Below are 18071 nucleotides of genomic sequence, written 5' to 3'. Positions count from 1 at the left end.
CCACTTGGCGAGCTCTGGGTGCCCAGTTCTAGTTGCCGAACTCCGCATCGAGTTCGGCGTCGATCTCGGCCTTGCGCTTGACCCAGCGCTCGCTCAGGCCGTCGACCTCGGCCTGGATGAATTCGAGGAAGCCCATCGTCGCCCGGAGCCGCCGGGCGGTGTCGGTACCGTGGCCGGCCGCGTCGAGCATCAGTTTGACGCTGTCCTCCCAGCGGGTCAGGAAGCGGTCCTGGCGCATCATCGACTCGTACCAGAAATCGTCCTGGACCACGTAGACGTCCCGGCGGCTGCCGGGGTCGCGTTCCCGGCTGGCCAGCCGCATCTGGAGCAGATAGCGGACCGCCCCGGAGATCGCGGCCGGGCTCGCCTGGAGCTGGTCGGACAGGTCCGCGGCGGTCATCCGGCCCTGCTCGCTGCCCAGGATGGCGGCGAAAACGCGGGCGGCCATCCGCGGCCAGCCCGTCTCGGCCAGCAGGTTGCCGAACTGCTCGGCGTACCGCTGGACCGCCTCGTCGTCTCGGTGTGCGCTCACCGCCCCATCATCTCCTCCCGGTGACGGAAAAACCTGACCTGTGAGGAACGTGTTAGAAAGATTCACAAAGTTCTGAACGAAGTGTACCTTCTGAAACATGACATCAGCCATCGTCAGCTCCGGACTGCACAAGTCCTTCGGGAGCACGCACGCCCTCGACGGTCTCGACCTGGACGTCGCGACCGGCGAGGTGCACGGCTTCCTCGGCCCGAACGGCGCCGGGAAGTCCACCACCATCAGAGTCCTCCTCGGGCTGCTCAAGGCTGACGCGGGGGAGGTGTCGTTGCTCGATGGCGACCCGTGGCGGGACGCGGCGCAGCTGCACAAGCGGCTCGCCTACGTTCCCGGCGACGTCAACCTGTGGCCCAACCTGTCCGGTGGCGAGGTGATCGACCTGCTCGGCCGGCTGCGCGGCGGGCTGGACCCGAAGAAGCGCGACGACCTGCTGCAGCGGTTCGATCTGGATCCGACGAAGAAGGGCCGGGCCTACTCCAAGGGCAACCGGCAGAAGGTCGCCCTGGTCGCGGCGCTCGCCTCCGACGTCGAGCTGCTGATCCTCGACGAGCCCACGTCCGGCCTCGACCCGCTGATGGAAGAGGTGTTCCGGCAGTGCATCGAGGAGGAGCGGCACCGCGACCGGACCGTGCTGCTCTCCTCGCACATCCTGTCCGAGGTTGAGGCGCTCTGCGATCGGGTCAGCATCATCCGGCGCGGCAAGGTGGTCGAATCCGGCACCCTCGCCGGGTTGCGTCACCTCACCCGGACCTCCATCCAGGCCGAGCTGTCGGCTGCGCCGATGGGCCTCGACCGGCTGCCCGGCGTACACGGACTCGATGTCGAAGGCAACCGAGTGCGCTGTGAGGTCGACACCGCTCAGCTCGACGGCTTGATGAAGGAGCTGTCCGAAGCGGGGATCAAGAGTCTGGTGGCGCAGCCGCCGACCCTGGAAGAGCTGTTCCTGCGGCACTACGAGGACGACGGGGTTGCGTTGGAGGCGGCGTCGCGATGAAGGACTTCGCTGGTACTGCGACGTTGGTGCGCCTGGCGTTGCGGCGCGACCGGGTGCTGCTGCCGGTCTGGATCGTCGTCTTCGTCGCGATGGCGGCCGGCTCGGCGCAGGCGTCGATCGACCTCTACCCGGACGTCGCCTCGCGGGTGTCCGCGGCCAGCACGACCAACTCCTCACCGGCCCTGGTTTCCTTGTACGGAAGGATTTTCGACCCTACCTCGCTCGGTGAGGTGTCGTTGTTCAAGCTGACCGCGTTCGGCGCCCTGCTGGTTGCGCTGCTCGCCGCGATGCTGGTCGTCCGGCACACCCGCACCGAGGAGGAGGCCGGCCGACTCGAGTTGCTGAGCGCCGGCGTACTGGGCCGGTACGCCGTGGTGACGGCTGCCCTGATCGTCTCGGGCGGCATGGTGATCGTGCTCGGCCTGTTGACCTCGCTGAGCCTGATCGGTGTGGGGCTGGGGGTCTCGGGATCGCTGGCTTTCGGGCTGGTCTGGATCACGGCCGGGCTCGCGTTCGCCGGAGTGGGTGCGGTGACGGCCCAACTCACCGAGGGGGCCCGTGCGGCGAACGGGTTGACGGCCGTAGTACTGGGTGTCAGTTACGTACTCCGCGCGCTCGGCGACTCGGCTGCTTCGGACGGTCCACGGTGGATCTCGTGGTTGTCGCCGATCGGGTGGTCGCAGCAGATCCGGGCCTATGCGGGCGACCGCTTCTGGGTCGCTTTGTTGCCGTTGGCATTGATGGTGATCCTGGTGGCAGCGGCGTACCGGCTGCTCAGCCGGCGCGACATCGGTGCTGGTCTGCTCCGGGCGCGTCCGGGTCCCGCGACCGCCTCGCGGTGGCTGCGGTCGCCGCTGGCGCTGGCGTGGCGGCTGCACCGAGGTTCCTTGTATGCCTGGGGATTCGGGTTCCTGCTGCTCGGGTTCATCGTCGGCAACATCGCCAGCAACGTGGAAGGCTTCGTCACCAGCGACAGTGCCCGCAAGATGGTCGAGAAGCTGGGCGGCGTGGAGGGAATCACCGACGCGTTCCTCTCCACCGAGATGGGGATGCTCGGGCTGATCGCCAGCGCCTTCGGCATCCAGGCCGCGCTGCGCCTCCGCAGCGAGGAGACCTCCCTGCGCGCAGAACCCTTGCTGGCAACGGGAATCACCCGCTCCCGCTGGCTCGCCAGCCACGTCCTGATGGCCCTGTTCGGCACCTCGGTCCTGGTCCTGGTCGGCGGCCTCGGCTCCGGCATCTCCAGCGGTGCCTCCCTGGGCAACATGAACCGCCAACTCCCACGCATGCTCGCAGCCGCCCTGGTCCAACTCCCAGCCATCTGGCTGGTCACAGCCCTGGTCGTCATCCTCTTCGGCCTGGCCCCCAAACTGGTCACCGCAACCTGGGCCCTTTTCGCCACCTTCCTCCTCCTAGGCCAGTTCGGCCCCCTCTTCAACCTCCCCGACTCAGTCATGAACATCTCCCCCTAGGCGGCCCCTTCACCCCCACCCCCGTCGTAGCCCTCCTAGCCATCACTGCAGCCCTCATGGCCGCAGGCTTCTACACCTTCCGCCACCGAGACCTCACCACCTGACGGCTGCAACAAACCTGCAATCCCGTCGCGCCCACCCTCCACACCCTGTTACGCTCCGCCCGCTCGGGGTGAGCATCTGGGGGAGGATCCATGACCGCAAAATTGCGGGTACTGATAGTGGCGTTGGCCAGTGCCGCCGCCTTGATGGGTGTTGTTCCGGCGGCGGCAATCGCCGCAGCTCCGCCGACCGTCAACTGGGCCCACGGTTCCCAGGACGATCCCGGGATCGTGGAGGTCTACGCGAGCGCCGAGGCGGGCATCGAGGGTTTGACCGCGCACATTCGGTCCATGACGAGCGGCGAGGAAGTCGCAACTGTCACATCGTTCAGCCTGTCCAGCGGCACGGTTCATGAGGGCGTGTACACCGCGGACTCGCGTGTTCAGCTCGACAAGTTCGGCATCTACCGCATCGATGTCGATGCCATCGACACGCTGGGCCAGCGAACCTCTCTGCAGTCGGCCGGGTCACTCGTCTATGTCATCCAGCCGAGCTTCAGTGCGCTGTCTTTCGACCACACGACGATCACCTACAGCCGGCGTACGGTGAAGGTGAAAGGCACCCTGAGCGGCAAATGGCCAACGGACGGACTGGTCCGGCCGATCTCAGGCCAGCCGGTCGAGATCTTGTCGCTTTTCGGACCGTCCGTGGGGGTGCAGACCGGCTCGGACGGACGCTTCACCGGCACGGTGACGCTCAACAAGGCAGACGACATTTCCGCCTACTTCAACATCCGCAGCAACGATTACGGATTCGCCGAGTCAGAGTCTCAGCACATCTCGGTGCAACCGTTGCGCACGCGCATCGCGGTCAAGGTGACGCCCGGACAGGTCAAGGCGGGCGAGCCGGTCACCATCAGCGGCCAGCTGACCTGGAATTCTCCGGACGGATGGCAACCGCTGGCGAACCGGCCGTTCGGTCTCTCGGAATGCGATGAGTTCGAGTACTGCTGGGGCGCCGTCGACGATCAGCCGGTGACCGACGCCGAGGGACGGTTCTCGATCACCGCAGTGCCCCACGTCACCGGCTACTACCAGGTCGGATTCTCCGGTAAGGACGAGAACGGGCAGCCGGACCCCTTCCTGCCACCGGTGACTTCAAGAGCGCCGGTGAGCGTGCTACAGCCGGCACAGTTCAGCGATTTCACCGCTGCCAGGAACGAATCCGGCCAGGTGGTCGCCAGCGGCCACCTGAATTTCAGCAACTACACGCCCGGAACCATCCCCGTACAGATCCAGTACCGCGCATCCGGCACCACGAGTTCCTGGGTGACCTTGGCCACCATCGAGAACGCGGACTGGGACGGCAGCGGTTACGGGTTCTCCGCAACTGTCGACCAGCCGGCCGGCGGCCAGTGGCGAGCGTATTACGCCGGCCAGGCACGGTGGTTCGAGACCGCAGTGAGCACCAAGGTCCTGGTCTCCGCGGCAACCTGACCCAAGCGAACGCCTGCCCTGCGCCGGATTCGCGCACACCCGCGCGAATCCGGCCGAGCGGCGACGAGACCCCGCACGCACGCCTCGGTGAGGTTAGGCGCTGCCTCGGTGTTCTAGGTGGGTGTCGACTATGACTTGGGTTTCGGTGGGGGTGTTGCCGGTTAGTTGGGCCAGGAGGAGGCGGGTCATTTCTCGGCCCATTTCTTCGGTGGGCTGGAAGACTGAGGTCAGGGGTGGGTCGGTGTGGCGGCCGGCGGGGGAGCCGTCGAAGCCGATGACGGCTACGTCGGTGGGGATGTGGCGGCCGGCGGACTTGAGGACTCGCATGGCGCCGAAGGCCATCGGGTCGGAGGCGGCGAAGACCGCGTCGAGGGTGGGGTCGCGGTCCAGGAGGGCGGCCATCGCGCGGGCGCCGCTTTCTTCGCTGAAGTCGCCGTATTCGACCAAGGCGTCGCCGGCGACGTCGCGGAAGCCCTGGAGGCGGGCGACGCCGGCGGACATGTCCTGGGGGCCGGCGACGGTGGCGAGACGGCTGCGGCCCTGGTCCAAGAGGTACTGCGCCGCCTGCCGCGCGCCGATGGCGTTGTCGGCGTCGACGAAGGGAATGTCCTCGGCGCCGGCCAGTGGGCGGCCGCAGAGAACCAGCGGAAGACCGCTGGCTCGTACCTTGGCCGGCAGCGGATCGTCCGCGTGCTGGGAAAGCATCATCACGCCGTCGACGTGTTCCCGGGTGAGGAAGTGGCCGGCGCGGTCCCGCTCGGCCGGGCTCTGCACCATCGACAACCAGAGCTGCAGGTTGGTCTGCGCCATCGCCGAGCTGATGCCGCGCACGATGCCCGCGAAGTACGGCTCGGTGAAGAGCCGCTCGCCTGGTTCGGAGATCACCAGCGCGACGCAGTCGGTACGCCGGGTGACCAGGTTGCGGGCGGCCCGGTTCGGCACGTAGCCCAGCTCGTCGATCGCCTTCAGTACCGCGGCGCGGGCGGCTGGGCTGACCTGGGACGATCCGTTCACCACCCGCGAAGCAGTACCCCGCCCCACCCCCGCCCTCGCCGCGACGGTTTCGATAGTGGGACGGGATTCGGTCATGTCGCTAGCCTGCCTCGGATCAGATCGCCGTACCAATACGCGCTGCTCTTCGGGGTCCGTGTCTGGGTCTCGTAGTCGACATAGACCAGCCCGAAGCGCCGTGAATATCCCCAGGACCATTCGAAGTTGTCGAACAGCGACCAGCAGAAGTACCCGCGCAGCGGCACCCCGGCGTCGATCGCCGCCTGGCAGGCCCGCAGGTGCCCGTCCAGGTAGCTGATCCGGTCGGGATCGCGGACCAGCCCGTCCGGATCCGGTACGTCGGCGAAGGCGGCGCCGTTCTCGGTGACGTACAGCGGCACCGCCGGGTACTCCACGGAAACGCGCTCGAGGACGCTCGTCAGCCCTTCGGCGTGGATCTCCCAGCCCATCGCGGTGACCGGCAAGTCACCCTTGGCGAAGCCCACGTGCTCGCTGCCCGGCCACGGCGAGGCGCCGCTACCGGCTGCACCTCCGTGACCGTCGTCACCGTCGCCCGCCTCACCAGTCACCACGTGCCGGCTGTAGTAGTTCACGCCCAGCATGTCGAGCGGGGTCGAGATGACCGACAGGTCTCCGTCCTGGACGTGCGAGAAGTCCGTGACCGAGGCGAGATCGGCCATCACGTCGGCGGGGTACGACCCGAGCAGGACCGGGTCGAGGAAGAAGCGGTTCTGCAGCCCGTCGATCCGCCGGGCGGCGTCCACGTCGATCTCCCGCTCGCTGACCGGCACGACGTCGTACAGGTTGATCGTCACGCCGACCTGGTGGCCGCCGGATCGGAGCAGGCCGGCGGCCAGGCCGTGCCCGAGCATCAGGTGATGTCCCGCCCGAACCGCTGCCGCAGGATCCTGGCGACCCGGTGCGTGCACGCCCGAGCCATAGCCCAGGAACGCCGAACACCAAGGCTCGTTCAGCGTCGTCCACTGCCGGACCCGATCACCCAGTACTGCGCTGATCGCGCCGGCGTAGTCGGCGAACCGCTCCGCCGTGTCCCGCTCCGGCCAGCCGCCGGCGTCCTCCAGCGGCTGCGGCAGATCCCAGTGGTACAGGGTCGGCCAAGGCTCGATCCCGGCGGCCAGCAGTTCGTCGATGAGCCGCGAATAGAAGTCGACACCGGCCTGGTTGAGCGCACCGCGACCGGTCGGCTGCACCCTCGGCCAGGCGATCGAGAACCGGTACGCCTGCAGGCCGAGGTCGGACATCAAGGCGACGTCCTCGCGGTACCGCTGGTAGTGCTCGATCGCGACATCGCCGGTCTCGCCGCCCAGTACCCGGCCGGGGGTGTGCGAGAAGGTGTCCCAGATCGAGGGGCCGCGCCCGTCGGCGGTCGCCGCGCCCTCCACCTGGTAGGCGGCCGTGGCGGCGCCGAAAAGGAAGCCGGGGGGCAGCTGCAGGCCGGTACCGGGCTCGGTCTGGCTCTCCGTTGTCACGACTTGATCGAACCTTCCATGATGCCGCCGATGATCTGGCGTCCGAACAGGATGAATACTGCGAACAATGGCAGCGTAGCCAAGGCCGTCGCAGCGAAGACCTGGGCGTAGTCGGTGTAGTACGCCGTCGCCAGCAGGCTGAGCGACAGCTGGACGGTGGGGGTGTTGGCGTCGAGGACGGCGTACGGCCAGATGAACTCGTTCCAGGTCTGCATGAAGGTGAGCAGGCCGAGGACGGCCGCGGCGGGCCGCAGTACCGGCAGGACGACGTTCCAGTAGATCCGGAAGGTCGAACAGCCGTCCACCCGGGCGGCCTCGACGAGTTCGTCGGAGATCGCCTCGGCGGCGTACTGGCGCATCATGAAGACGCCGAAACCGCTCACCAGGAACGGCACGATCACCGCCTGCAGATGGCCGTTCCAGCCGATCTTCACCATCAGCATGTAGAGCGGGATCAGGCCGAGCTGGACCGGGACCATCATCGTGCCGATGATCACCATCAACATCCCGTTGCGGCCGCGGAACCGCAGCTTGGCGAACGCGAACCCGGCCAGCGTGGAGAAGAACACCACCGACAGCGTCACCACGCTCGACACGACCAGCGAGTTCACCAGGCCGTACGCGAACGCGGCGTGCTCGTTGGCGAACACCCGGCCGACGTTGTCGGCGAGCGCCGCGCCGGGCAGCAACGGCGGCGGTACGTCGTTGATCACGTCGTTGGACCGGGTGGCCACGACGAACATCCAGTAGATCGGGAACAGCGAGGTCACACAGCCGACGATCAACGCGATGTACGTCGCCGGGCTGGTGCGCCACAACCGGACGGAGGCAGCCTTCATCGTGCTCATCGGGCAGCCCTCCGGACGATCAGCAGGTTGATCAGCGAGAACACCACGATCAGGCCGAACAGCGCCCACGCGATCGCGGCGCCGTACCCGTACTGGAAGCGCTGGAACGCGGTCTCGTACATGTACATGGTGACCGTCTGGAACTGCCCGAGCGTGCCGCCGAGCATCCGGCCGTTGCCGAAGATCACCGGCTCGGTGAACAACTGAAGGCCGCCGATCGTGGAGATGATCACGGTGAACACCAAGGTCGGGCGCAGTTGTGGCACGGTGATCCGCCAGAACTGCTGCCAGGGCGCGGCGCCGTCCAGCGAGGCGGCCTCGAACAGTTCCTTCGGGATCGCCTGCATCGCGCCGAGCAGGATCAGCGTGTTGTAGCCGGTCCAGCGCCAGTCGACCATCGTCGCGATCGCGATCCAGCTGGACCAGGTGTTGGCCTGCCAGTCCACCGCATCGAGGCCGAGGCTGGTGATCACGTAGTTGACCAGACCGACGTCGCGGGCGAACAGCTGACCGAAGACGATGCCGACGGCGGCCACCGAGGTGACGTTGGGGATCAGCACGCCCATCCGGAAGAAGGTCCGGGCGCGGATCTTGCGGTTCAGCAGGTTCGCCATCCCCAGCGCCATCAGCAGCTGCGGGACGGTGGCGATGACGAAGATGCCGACCGTGTTCTTCAGCGCGTTCCAGAAGTCCGGGTCGGAGAACAGTGCGGTGTAGTTGTCGAGACCGACGAACGTGTGGTCACCGATCAGGTGCCAGTCGTGCAGCGACACCCAGCCGGTGTAGACCAGCGGGAACGCCCCGAAGATCGCGAACAGGACGAAGAACGGCGCGATGAACAAGTACGGCGCGAACCTCACGTCCGCGCGAGTCAGCCGGGAGCGCCAAGGATCCCGGGCGTCGGCGGCACGCGCTGCCGCCGACGCCCGGACGACGCTGGAAGAGGTCACTTCGCCTCTTTGACAGCGCTCTTCAGAGCCTGCTGCCATGCCTTGTCGGGGGTGAGCTTGCCCTGCTCGACGGCCTGCAGCGCGGGCTCGAAGGCACGCTCCTTGACCGCCTGGTGCTTCGGCCCGAGCACGACCGGCTTGAGCGACTTGGCGCCGGCGCCGAAGATCTTGCCGACCGGGGCGTTGGAGAAGTAGTCGTTGGTCAGCGCCAGGAACGCCGGGTCGTCCAGTGCCTTCGGCGACGACGGCAGCGGTCCGGCCTCCTTGAAGGCGGCCACCTGGCCCTCGGGCGAGGTCAGGAACTTGGCCAGCTCGTAGGCCTCCTTCGGGTGCTTGCTCTGGGTCGGTACGGCGAGCCACGAGCCGCCCCAGTTGCCGCCGCCACCAGGCACCGAGGCAACGTCCCACTTGCCGGCGTTGGCCGGGCCGGAGTTGGTCTTGATGATGCCGAGCATCCACGACGGGCACATGGTGACCGCGAAGCTGCCGTTCTTGAAGCCCGCCTCCCAGTCCTTCGACCAGGTCGGGACCTTGGCGCTGACGCCCTCGGAGACCATCTTCATCGAGGTCTCCCACGACTGCCGGACGACCGGGTTCGAGTCGGCGATCAGCTTGTTGTCGCGGTCGTAGAAGTTGGTGTCACCGGCCTGCGACAGCATCGCCGAGAAGCTGGTGGTGACCGAGTCGACGAAGCCCTTGGCGCCGGTCTTGGCGGCGGAGAACTTCTTGCCGGTGGCGATGAACTCGTCCCAGCCCGGCCACAGCTTCGACACCGCGTCGCGGTCGGTGGGCAGGCCCGCCTTGGCGAACAGGTCCTTGCGGTAGCAGACGGCCAGACCGCCGACGTCGGTACCGAGCCCGATCAGCGGCCCGTCGGTTCCGACCCGGCCGAGCTCCCACTTCCACGGCAGGAAGTTGGGCTGCAGGTCGGCGGCACCCTGGTCGAGCAGGTTGACGAAGTTCTGCGGCTGCGTCTTGAACTCGTTGAGGATGCCCTCCTCGAGCGCCACCACGTCGCCTGCGCCGGTGCCGGCGGCCAGGTACTGGGTCAGCTTCGGCTTGTAGTCGTCGAGCTTCTGCACGCTGCGCAGTTCGACCTTCACGTTCGGGTGTTCCTGCTGGTACTGCGCGACCAGCGCCTTGTAACCGAAGTCGCCGAAGGTGTCGACCACCAACTTGACCTGACCGTCCGCCGCCGGCTTGGCGTCGTCGGTGTTCTTGCTGCATGCCCCGACCATGCCCAGGGCTGTCACGGCAGCCACCGTGACCGCCAGGAACCGCTTCGTCTGGCTCATCGCCTGACCCCTCCTAGTGATTTGCGACACTCCATTTGGGAGCGCTCCCAAGAGCATCGGGGCAGTCGTAGGGGCTGTCAAGAGTTCAGTGGGAGCGTTCCCAAATCGAGTCCAAACTCGGCGTTGTCTACGATCGGCGGGTGCAACAGCCCTTGAACGAGCGGTCCGCCGAGTTCGCCGACTTCTGGACCGAACGGCGGCTGGCGGTGCTCAGTACGGTCCGCGCGGACGGCACGGTGCATGCCGTGATGGTGGGCGTCACGCTCGATCTGAAGACCGGCATCGCCCGCGTGATCTGTTCCGGTGGTTCGCACAAAGCTCGCCAGATCAGGGCGCTGGGGGAGGCGTCGGTCGCCGTCACCCAGGTCGAAGGCGGGATGTGGTCGACGCTGGAGGGCCGCGCGGTGGTGAGCGACGATCCCGAGCGGGTCGCCGACGCCGTACGCCGGTACGCCGAGCGCTACCGTCAGCCGCGCGAGAACCCGGAGCGCGTGGTCATCGAGATCACCGTCAGCAAGGTTCTCGGCCGTGTCTGACCTCATCGTCGTCGGGATCGGCGCCGACGGCTGGGACGGGCTGGCTCCGATCGCCCGCATGGAGATCGCCGAGGCCGAGGTGCTGATGGGCAGCACTCGTCAGCTCGCGCTGATCCCGGCCGGCAAGGCGGAGCAGGTCGCCTGGCCGTCGCCGTTGTCGGAGTCCTTGCCGGGGTTGCTCCAGGCTCACCGCGGCCGGAGGATCTGCGTGCTGGCCAGCGGCGACCCCACCTTCCACGGCATCGGTACGACGCTCACCAGGCTGCTCGGTGCGGATGCGGTGAAGGTGATCCCGCATCCGTCGAGCGTCTCGCTGGCGTGTGCGCGGCTCGGCTGGCCGCAGGATCAGGTCCAGGTGATCAGCTTGGTCGGGCATCCGCTCGAGCTGGTGCACCCGCACATCCAGCCCGGCCGGCGACTCGTCGTACTGAGCTGGGGTACGCATACGCCGGCCGAGGTCGCGGAGGCGCTGACCGATCGCGGGTTCGGCGGGAGCCGGTTCACGGTGCTGGAGCAGTTGGGGTCGTCGGACGAGCGGGTCCGGACGACGAAGGCTGCGGAGTGGGCCGGCGAGGTGGATGCGCTCAACGTGATCGGGATCGAGTGTGAGAACGGGCCGGTGTTGTCGACGGCTCCCGGGCTGCCTGACTCGGCGTACGAGAGTGACGGGCAGTTGACGAAGCGGGAGGTTCGCGCGGTGACGTTGTCGCGGCTCGCGCCGGTGCCCGGGCAGCTCCTGTGGGACGTGGGTGGCGGCGCGGGCAGCATCGCGATCGAGTGGTCCCGGCACCATCCGAGTTGCCGCGCGGTCGCCGTCGAGCGGGACCCGGATCGTGCGAAGCGGCTCGAGCGCAACGCGGCGACGCTGGGCGTCGTAGTACGGACTGTTGTCGGCAAGGCACCGGAAGCGCTGGCCGAATTGGAGTCGCCGGATGCTGTGTTCGTCGGCGGCGGGGCGACCGCGCCGGGGATGATCGAGACCTGCTGGGAAGCGCTCAAGCCGGGCGGCCGGCTGGTCGTCAACGGGGTGACGCTGGAGACCGAGGTGCTGATCGCTCGCTGGTACGCCGAACTCGGCGGCGACCTCGTCCGGCTGGACGTCCAGCGAGCGTCGCCGGTCGGAGGCATGACCGGCTGGCGCCCCGCAATGCCCGTCACGATCTGGAGCCTGACCAAATGACCGTCCACTTCATCGGTGCCGGACCCGGAGCGGCCGACCTCATCACCGTCCGCGGCCGCGACCTGATCGCGTCCTCGCCCGTCTGCCTGTACGCCGGTGCGCTCGTCCCCGTCGAGCTCCTCGACCACTGCCCGCCGGACGCTCGCAAGGTCGACACCGCTCAGTTGAACCTCGACGAGATCCTGGCCGAACTCACCAAAGCCCACGAGGCCGGTGTGGATGTCGCCCGCTTGCATTCGGGCGACCCGTCCGTCTTCAGCGCCATGGCCGAACAGATGCGCAGGTTGGATGCGCTGGGGATCGCGTACGACGTGACGCCCGGCGTACCGGCGTACGCCGCGGCCGCCGCCTCCCTGCGCCGTGAGCTCACCGTGCCGGAGGTCGGCCAGACCGTCATCCTGACGCGCATCGCAGCGCGCGCCACCGCGATGCCACCCGGTGAAGACCTCGCGACGCTCGGGGCGAGTCGCGGGACTATCGTCCTCCATCTCGCGGTTCAGCACATCGAGCGCCTCGTGGAAGAACTCGCCCCGAACTACGGCGTCGACTGCCCCGCCGCGGTCGTCGCCCGCGCCTCCCGCGAGGACGAGGTGATCCTCCGCGGCACCCTGGAAACCATCGCCGCCCAGGTCCACGAGGCCGGGATCCGGCGGACGGCGGTGGTCATCGTCGGCCAGGTCCTTGCCGACGACAACTTTCCCGACTCCCATCTCTACTCGACCACCCGGACCCGGTGAAAGTCCTGCTGCTCGGGGGGACCGGGGAGGCGCGCAGGCTGGCGGAGTTGCTGGCAGGGGAGCCGGAGATCGAGGTCGTGTCGTCGCTGGCCGGCCGGACCGCCGAGGCTCGGCTGCCGGAGGGTGCCGTCCGCCGCGGTGGCTTCGGCGGCGTCGAGGGTCTGATCGACTGGCTGAATACTCACCAGATCGACGTCGTGGTGGACGCGACGCATCCGTTTGCCGCGACGATGACCGAGCATGCGGCCCAGGCGGCGCGACTGACAGATGTGGAGTTACTCGTACTGCGGCGCGCGGGCTGGCGCGAGCAGGCGGGGGACCGGTGGACCTGGGTGGGCTCGCCAGAAGAAGCCGCCCGGATCCTGCCGCGCCTGGGAAAGCGAGCCTTCCTCACCATCGGCCGCCAAGGCCTCTCCGCCTTCGCCGCAGCAGCAGTTCCCCAGACGACCGCTGCCGCGGCCCCTGCTCCTCCCGCTTCCGGCCCCGCTCCGGCCGGGGTGTGGATTCTGGCACGCTGTGTTGATCCGCCGGAGCCGGTACCGGACTGGTGCGAGCTGCTGCTCGATCGCGGGCCATACGTCGTACAGAGTGAGCTGGAACTGCTGCGGGAGCGGCGGATCGACGTACTGGTGACCAAGGACAGCGGCGGGCCGATGACCTCGGCCAAGCTCGAGGCGGCGCGGGCGCTGGGGATCCCCGTGGTGGTGATCGAGCGGCCGCCGTTGCCTGCCGGGGTGACGGTGGTCGAGACGGTCGACCAGGTCGTCCGCAGGCTGACCGACCGTCGGTAGACTCCGGATTCTTATGGGAATCCAGATCGCGCCGAGCATCCTGACCGCCGACTTCGCGCACCTCGCCGACGAGGCCAAGGCCGTGTCCGACGCCGAGTGGCTGCACGTCGACGTGATGGACAACCACTTCGTGCCGAACCTCACCCTCGGGATGCCGGTCGTCGAGGCCCTCGCGAAGGCGGCCGTGCAACCACTCGACTGCCACCTGATGATCGAGGACCCGGACCGCTGGGCGCCGGGGTACGTCGAGGCGGGTGCGTCCAGCGTCACCTTCCACGTCGAGGCCTGTCGGGCTCCGATCCGGACCGCCCGGGAGATCCGGGCCAAGGGCGCCCGCGCGGCGATGGCGCTGCGGCCGGCCACTCCGATCGAGCCGTACGAGGACATGCTGGCCGAGCTGGACATGGTGCTGCTGATGACGGTCGAGCCGGGTTTCGGCGGCCAGAAGTTCCTCGACGTCGTGCTGCCGAAGATCCGCCGTACCCGCGACCTGGTCACCAAGCACGGCCTCGACATCTGGATCGAGATCGACGGCGGCGTCTCGGAAGAGACCATCGAGCGTTGCGCCGAAGCCGGCGCCGACGTCTTCGTCGCCGGCTCCGCGGTCTACTCCGCCGACGACCCGAACCAGATGGTGAACCACCTCCGCACCCTCGCCGAGGCGGCGATCGCATGACCGAGCACAAGCCGGTCGAGAGCTGGCTCACCGACATGGACGGGGTACTGGTCCATGAGGAGCGGGCCATTCCGGGGGCGAGTGAGTTCATCTCGACCCTGCAGGAATCCGGGAAGAAGTTCCTGGTGCTGACCAACAACTCGATCTTCACCCCGCGGGACCTGCGCGCCCGGCTGCTTGCCGGGGGCATCGATGTGCCGGAGCAGGCGATCTGGACGTCCGCGCTCGCCACCGCGCAGTTCCTCGACGACCAGCGGCCCGGCGGTACGGCGTACGTGATCGGTGAAGCCGGCCTGACGACCGCGCTGCACGAGGTGGGTTACGTGCTGACCGAGCGGGCGCCGGACTATGTGGTGCTGGGGGAGACGCGGACCTATTCGTTCGAGGCGATCACGCGCGCGATCCGGCTGATCGCGGACGGCGCCAGATTCCTCGCCACCAACCCCGACCCCACCGGCCCGTCCGCCGAGGGTCCGCTCCCCGCGACCGGCTCGGTCGCCGCGCTGATCACCCGGGCCACCGGCGTAGCGCCGTACTTCGTGGGCAAGCCGAACCCGCTGATGATGCGCAGCGCCCTGAACCGGATCGAGGCGCACTCCGAGACGTCGGTGATGATCGGCGACCGGATGGACACCGACATCATCAGCGGTCTCGAAGCAGGCCTGCGCAGCGTGCTCGTGCTGACCGGCTCGACCGCCGACCACGAGGTCGAGCGCTTCCCCTATCGCCCGACCCGCATCGTCAACTCCATCGCCGACGTCGTTCCGCTGATCTCCGCGCTGTCCTAACCGCACCACGTGGTGTAGAACGCGTATCCGCGAGCCTTCAGTGTCCGCAGGATGGTCGGCAACGCCGCGACCGTCTGGCTGCGATTACCACCACCGTCGTGCAACAAGATCACCGAGCCGTTGCGGACGTTCGCGAGCACCCGGCGCACGATCACCGACGTACCGGGCCGTGACCAGTCGCGTGGATCGACGGTCCACAACCGGACCGTCTTGCCGAGGCTCGCGGCGCGCCGGTAGGTCAGCCTGTTGACCCCGCCGTACGGCGGCCTGAGACACCGTGGCGTGTATCCGGTCTGGGCCCGGATCACCCGATCCGTGCTCAACACCTCGGACTTGAAGGTGGTCCAGGAAACCGTTCGCAGATCGCGATGGTCCCAGGTGTGGTTCTGCACGCTGTTCCCGGCCAGATAGACCCGCCGGGTCAGCGACGGGTACCGCGCCACGTTCTGCCCGAGCTCGAAGAACGTTGCCTTCACGCCGTACGCGTGCAGGATCGCCAGCACTTTCGCCGTGTACGGCGACGGCCCGTCGTCAAAGGTCAGAATCACGTACTTCGACGCGGCCGCCGCTTGGCCCGAGCCGGCGGACGCGGTGACCGCGGCCGTGGGCTGGGTGCACCCCACGACCAGCAGGGGTCCGAGCAGCGCGAGAACGACCACCGCCACCCGCAGCGGGTGACAGCCACGCAACCGAGGAGTTCGCATCATCAGCACCCCAGGCGTCGACGGGCAACACCTCCACCATCCGCGTGATCCGGCCGAAAAGCTAGAGCACCTGGGACAGGAACTGCTGCAGGCGGGGCGACTCCGCGGCGGTGAACAGCTTCTCGGGTGGTCCGGACTCGACGACCACGCCGCGGTCCATGAAGGCGACCTGGTCGGCGACCTGACGCGCGAACCCCATCTCGTGGGTGACGACGATCATCGTCATCCCCGCCGACGCGAGGTCCGCCATCAGAGCCAGGACCCCCTTGACCAGTTCGGGGTCGAGGGCCGAGGTCGCCTCGTCGAACAGCATCACCTCGGGCTCCATCGCGAGCGCCCGTGCGATCGCGACCCGCTGCTGCTGACCGCCGGACAGATTGCCCGGCCGTGCCGAGGCCTTCTCGCGGAGCCCGACCAGGTCCAACTGCCGTCGCGCAGCCACGGCAGCCTCCTCGGTGCCGAGCTTCTTGATCTTGCGCAGCGGCAGCGTGATGTTGTCCAGCACGGTCTTGTGCGGGAACAGGTTGAAGTGCTGGAACACCATCCCGATCCGCCGCCGCAGCTCGTCCGGGTTGCTCTTCAGCACCGACGCACCGCCCAGCACGATGTCGCCGGCATCGGGCTCCAGCAGCCGGTTGGTGGCCCGCAGCAACGTCGACTTGCCGGACCCGGACGGCCCGATCACGCAGGCCGTCTGCCCGGCCGGTACGGCGAGGTCCACTCCGCGCAGGACCTTGTTGTTGCCAAATGCGAGTTCGATACCGGCGAGTTCCAGGCTGGCCGCCTTGACGGCGACGGGTTCAGCGGTGGTCGGCATGGACGAGCTCCTCGACCTCGGGTTCGGCGGGACGGCCTTCGCGCAGCCGCCGGTCGAAGTAGTTGACCAGGTGCGTGAGCGGCACTGTGATGACCAGATAGAACAGGCCGGCCAGCAGCAGCGGCGACAGGTTGCCGTTGGTCGCCGCTGCGTCCTGGCCGATCCGGAACAACTCGCGCTGGCTGGCGAGCAGCCCGAGGAAGTAGACCAGGCTCGACTCCTTGACCAGCGCGATGAACTGGTTCACCAGGGCCGGGAGCACCCGTCGTACGCCCTGCGGGATCACGACGAGCGACATGCCGGCCGGGTAGGTGAAGCCCAGCGCGCGGGCTGCCTCGAGCTGGCCCTTCTCGACACTCTGGATACCGGACCGGAAGATCTCGCCGATGTAGGCCGCCGCGATCAGCGAGAGCGCCAGGATTCCCAGCGGGTAAGGGTTCGGGCCCCACCAGTGCCGGGTGATCGGGGACAGGCCCTGACCGATCAGCAGGATGGTCAGGATCGCGGGCATGCCCCGGAAGATGTCGGTGTAGACCTTGGCCGGCCAGCGCAACCAGCGCCGCCGGGACAGCCCCATCACCGCCACGATCATGCCGAGCACGGTGCCCAGCACGACCGAGGCGGCGGCGAGGACGAGGGTGTTGACCAGCCCCACCTTCAGCATCTCCGGCAGGACCGCCTTCATCGACTCCCAGTCGAGGAAGGTGTCGTTCAGCGTGGACCAGATGTCCATCAGCCGGCGGCGGGCGGGGCGAACTTCACGGTGCCGCTACCGGGCTTGAAGGACGCCGGTACGGCACGGCCCGGGTAGTACTGCTGGACGAGCTTGGTCCAGGTGCCGTCGGCAATGACCTGGTCGAGCGCCTTGTTGACCGCCTCGCGCAGCTTGTCGTTGCTCTTGGCAACGGCGTACGCCGTCGGCGCCGAGCTGAGCTCCTTCGCGGCCAGGATCACCACGCCGCCGCCCTGCTCCTTGGCCATCTTCTCGCCGATCTCCGCGGGCGAGATCCAGGCGTCCGCCGTACCGGCCTTGAGCTGGCCGACCGCGGCGTTGTAGTTCGGGACGCGGACCGGGTTCAGGTTCTTGCTGGTGGCGTAGTCGTCCTGCACGGTGCCCTGGACGACAACGACCCGCTTGCCTTGCAGTTGGTCGAACGAGGTGATGCCGGAGGTCTTGGTGGTGTTCAGGCCGAGGTAGCCGAAGTCGTACCCATTGCTGAAGGCAACCGTCTTCTTACGCGCCTCGGTGATCGTGATCGACGAGGAGCCGAGGTCGAACTGGCCGCCGTTCACCTGCGACAGCAGGGCGGAGAAATCGGTACCGACGAACTCCGGCTTGAGGTTCAGCTTCGCCGCGATCGCGGTGATCAGGTCGTTGTCGAAACCGGTGAACTTGCCGTCCTTGACGTACACGTTCGGCGGCGCGTCGGTGAGCGTGCCGATCCGGAGCGTACCGGCCTGCAGCAGGCCCAGATCGGGGCCGTCCGAGGCAGCGGATTTGTCGTCACTGCCGCAGGCGGCCAGCGCGACGGCCAGGGTGACGGCCGTACCAAGCGCAGCGAACCGGCGGATGGCGCTGAAGGCGCGCACAGAGGTCTCCTTAGAACAGGTGAACAGGAAGGCGTGGGGGTGACCCACCGCCCGACGCTAACGCCGCGCCCAGGCAACCAATTCCCCATCGACACCCGCTGAGACGC

19 protein-coding genes are annotated in these 18071 nt (G+C 68.0%); 9 read left to right on the top strand and 10 right to left on the bottom strand.

The genetic code is table 11. The annotated features are described in order from the left end of the window. Window positions 1-28: 28 nt before the first annotated feature. Window positions 29-532: a GbsR/MarR family transcriptional regulator gene (locus tag DIZ26_RS19790; RefSeq protein ID WP_232828462.1), complete on the bottom strand. Its 504-nt coding sequence runs from the start codon at window positions 530-532 to the stop codon at window positions 29-31. A 97-nt stretch (window positions 533-629) separates the two neighbouring features. Here DIZ26_RS19790 and DIZ26_RS19785 point away from each other — a divergent pair, with 97 nt between their 5' ends. From DIZ26_RS19785 to DIZ26_RS19775, 3 genes are all read left to right on the top strand, one after another. After that, complete coding sequence (locus DIZ26_RS19785; RefSeq protein ID WP_112243621.1) at window positions 630-1541, top strand: ABC transporter ATP-binding protein; 912 nt, start codon at window positions 630-632, stop codon at window positions 1539-1541. After that, the gene (locus DIZ26_RS19780; RefSeq protein WP_232828461.1) at window positions 1538-3013 is read left to right on the top strand and encodes an ABC transporter permease; all 1476 of its coding nucleotides are present in this window, start codon (window positions 1538-1540) and stop codon (window positions 3011-3013) included. Before DIZ26_RS19785 ends, DIZ26_RS19780 begins: the two co-directional genes overlap by 4 nt. A gap of 194 nt (window positions 3014-3207) precedes the next feature. Beyond that, window positions 3208-4551, top strand: a complete 1344-nt coding sequence (locus tag DIZ26_RS19775) for a hypothetical protein (RefSeq protein ID WP_157979762.1) — start codon at window positions 3208-3210, stop codon at window positions 4549-4551. Window positions 4552-4644: 93 nt separating this feature from the next. Here DIZ26_RS19775 and DIZ26_RS19770 read toward each other — a convergent pair whose 3' ends face one another. The 5 genes from DIZ26_RS19770 to DIZ26_RS19750 are packed head-to-tail and all read right to left on the bottom strand — an operon-like array spanning window position 4645 to window position 10145. After that, the gene (locus DIZ26_RS19770; protein WP_112243617.1) at window positions 4645-5640 is read right to left on the bottom strand and encodes a LacI family DNA-binding transcriptional regulator; all 996 of its coding nucleotides are present in this window, start codon (window positions 5638-5640) and stop codon (window positions 4645-4647) included. After that, window positions 5637-7052: a GH1 family beta-glucosidase gene (locus tag DIZ26_RS19765; protein ID WP_112243615.1), complete on the bottom strand. Its 1416-nt coding sequence runs from the start codon at window positions 7050-7052 to the stop codon at window positions 5637-5639. The genes DIZ26_RS19770 and DIZ26_RS19765 overlap by 4 nt, the downstream gene beginning before the upstream one ends. After that, on the bottom strand, window positions 7049-7900 hold the full coding sequence (locus tag DIZ26_RS19760) for a carbohydrate ABC transporter permease (protein WP_232828460.1): 852 nt from the start codon (window positions 7898-7900) through the stop codon (window positions 7049-7051). The genes DIZ26_RS19765 and DIZ26_RS19760 overlap by 4 nt, the downstream gene beginning before the upstream one ends. Next, a complete protein-coding gene (locus DIZ26_RS19755; protein ID WP_112243614.1) occupies window positions 7897-8850 on the bottom strand; it encodes a carbohydrate ABC transporter permease in 954 nt (317 codons plus the stop codon). The genes DIZ26_RS19760 and DIZ26_RS19755 overlap by 4 nt, the downstream gene beginning before the upstream one ends. After that, the gene (locus DIZ26_RS19750) at window positions 8847-10145 is read right to left on the bottom strand and encodes an ABC transporter substrate-binding protein (protein WP_112243612.1); all 1299 of its coding nucleotides are present in this window, start codon (window positions 10143-10145) and stop codon (window positions 8847-8849) included. The genes DIZ26_RS19755 and DIZ26_RS19750 overlap by 4 nt, the downstream gene beginning before the upstream one ends. 140 nt (window positions 10146-10285) lie before the next feature. Between DIZ26_RS19750 and DIZ26_RS19745 the strand changes: the two genes are divergently transcribed. The 6 genes from DIZ26_RS19745 to DIZ26_RS19720 are packed head-to-tail and all read left to right on the top strand — an operon-like array spanning window position 10286 to window position 14853. Then, window positions 10286-10681, top strand: coding sequence for a pyridoxamine 5'-phosphate oxidase family protein (locus tag DIZ26_RS19745; RefSeq protein WP_112243610.1), 396 nt, complete (start codon window positions 10286-10288; stop codon window positions 10679-10681). Further along, entirely contained in the window at window positions 10674-11861 is a 1188-nt protein-coding gene (cbiE, locus tag DIZ26_RS19740; protein ID WP_112243608.1) for a precorrin-6y C5,15-methyltransferase (decarboxylating) subunit CbiE, read from the top strand. Before DIZ26_RS19745 ends, cbiE begins: the two co-directional genes overlap by 8 nt. Then, entirely contained in the window at window positions 11858-12598 is a 741-nt protein-coding gene (gene cobM / locus DIZ26_RS19735) for a precorrin-4 C(11)-methyltransferase (RefSeq protein WP_112243607.1), read from the top strand. Before cbiE ends, cobM begins: the two co-directional genes overlap by 4 nt. Then, entirely contained in the window at window positions 12595-13389 is a 795-nt protein-coding gene (gene cobK, locus DIZ26_RS19730; RefSeq protein WP_112243605.1) for a precorrin-6A reductase, read from the top strand. The genes cobM and cobK overlap by 4 nt, the downstream gene beginning before the upstream one ends. A gap of 13 nt (window positions 13390-13402) precedes the next feature. Beyond that, window positions 13403-14065, top strand: a complete 663-nt coding sequence (gene rpe, locus DIZ26_RS19725; protein ID WP_112243603.1) for a ribulose-phosphate 3-epimerase — start codon at window positions 13403-13405, stop codon at window positions 14063-14065. Continuing rightward, window positions 14062-14853, top strand: coding sequence for an HAD-IIA family hydrolase (locus tag DIZ26_RS19720; RefSeq protein WP_112243601.1), 792 nt, complete (start codon window positions 14062-14064; stop codon window positions 14851-14853). Before rpe ends, DIZ26_RS19720 begins: the two co-directional genes overlap by 4 nt. On the opposite strand, the gene DIZ26_RS19715 is transcribed toward DIZ26_RS19720, so the two are convergent. The 4 genes from DIZ26_RS19715 to DIZ26_RS19700 all read right to left on the bottom strand — a co-directional run bounded on the left by DIZ26_RS19715 (window position 14850) and on the right by DIZ26_RS19700 (window position 17964). Further along, window positions 14850-15557 (bottom strand): polysaccharide deacetylase family protein, encoded by a 708-nt coding sequence (locus DIZ26_RS19715; protein ID WP_112244430.1) that lies wholly within the window; start codon window positions 15555-15557, stop codon window positions 14850-14852. The genes DIZ26_RS19720 and DIZ26_RS19715 overlap by 4 nt on opposite strands. 61 nt (window positions 15558-15618) lie before the next feature. Further along, complete coding sequence (locus DIZ26_RS19710) at window positions 15619-16374, bottom strand: amino acid ABC transporter ATP-binding protein (RefSeq protein WP_112243599.1); 756 nt, start codon at window positions 16372-16374, stop codon at window positions 15619-15621. Beyond that, a complete protein-coding gene (locus DIZ26_RS19705) occupies window positions 16358-17107 on the bottom strand; it encodes an amino acid ABC transporter permease (RefSeq protein WP_112243597.1) in 750 nt (249 codons plus the stop codon). Before DIZ26_RS19705 ends, DIZ26_RS19710 begins: the two co-directional genes overlap by 17 nt. Continuing rightward, entirely contained in the window at window positions 17107-17964 is an 858-nt protein-coding gene (locus DIZ26_RS19700; protein ID WP_112243595.1) for an ABC transporter substrate-binding protein, read from the bottom strand. Before DIZ26_RS19700 ends, DIZ26_RS19705 begins: the two co-directional genes overlap by 1 nt. Window positions 17965-18071: the final 107 nt, after the last annotated feature.

It is taken from the genome of Kribbella monticola (assembly GCF_003261635.1).
Lineage (GTDB): Bacteria > Actinomycetota > Actinomycetes > Propionibacteriales > Kribbellaceae > Kribbella > Kribbella monticola.
Note: the sequence above shows the minus strand (reverse complement) of the source record. Positions and strands in the feature narration are given on the sequence as shown.

Coding starts and splice junctions, on each gene's coding strand:
- DIZ26_RS19785 (WP_112243621.1), top strand. CDS start 630: ATGACATCAGCCATCGTCAGCTCCGGACTGCACAAGTCCTTCGGGAGC.
- DIZ26_RS19780 (WP_232828461.1), top strand. CDS start 1,538: ATGAAGGACTTCGCTGGTACTGCGACGTTGGTGCGCCTGGCGTTGCGG.
- DIZ26_RS19775 (WP_157979762.1), top strand. CDS start 3,208: ATGACCGCAAAATTGCGGGTACTGATAGTGGCGTTGGCCAGTGCCGCC.
- DIZ26_RS19770 (WP_112243617.1), bottom strand. CDS start 5,640: ATGACCGAATCCCGTCCCACTATCGAAACCGTCGCGGCGAGGGCGGGG.
- DIZ26_RS19760 (WP_232828460.1), bottom strand. CDS start 7,900: ATGAGCACGATGAAGGCTGCCTCCGTCCGGTTGTGGCGCACCAGCCCG.
- DIZ26_RS19750 (WP_112243612.1), bottom strand. CDS start 10,145: ATGAGCCAGACGAAGCGGTTCCTGGCGGTCACGGTGGCTGCCGTGACA.
- cobM (WP_112243607.1), top strand. CDS start 11,858: ATGACCGTCCACTTCATCGGTGCCGGACCCGGAGCGGCCGACCTCATC.
- rpe (WP_112243603.1), top strand. CDS start 13,403: ATGGGAATCCAGATCGCGCCGAGCATCCTGACCGCCGACTTCGCGCAC.
- DIZ26_RS19720 (WP_112243601.1), top strand. CDS start 14,062: ATGACCGAGCACAAGCCGGTCGAGAGCTGGCTCACCGACATGGACGGG.
- DIZ26_RS19715 (WP_112244430.1), bottom strand. CDS start 15,557: ATGCGAACTCCTCGGTTGCGTGGCTGTCACCCGCTGCGGGTGGCGGTG.
- DIZ26_RS19710 (WP_112243599.1), bottom strand. CDS start 16,374: ATGCCGACCACCGCTGAACCCGTCGCCGTCAAGGCGGCCAGCCTGGAA.
- DIZ26_RS19705 (WP_112243597.1), bottom strand. CDS start 17,107: ATGGACATCTGGTCCACGCTGAACGACACCTTCCTCGACTGGGAGTCG.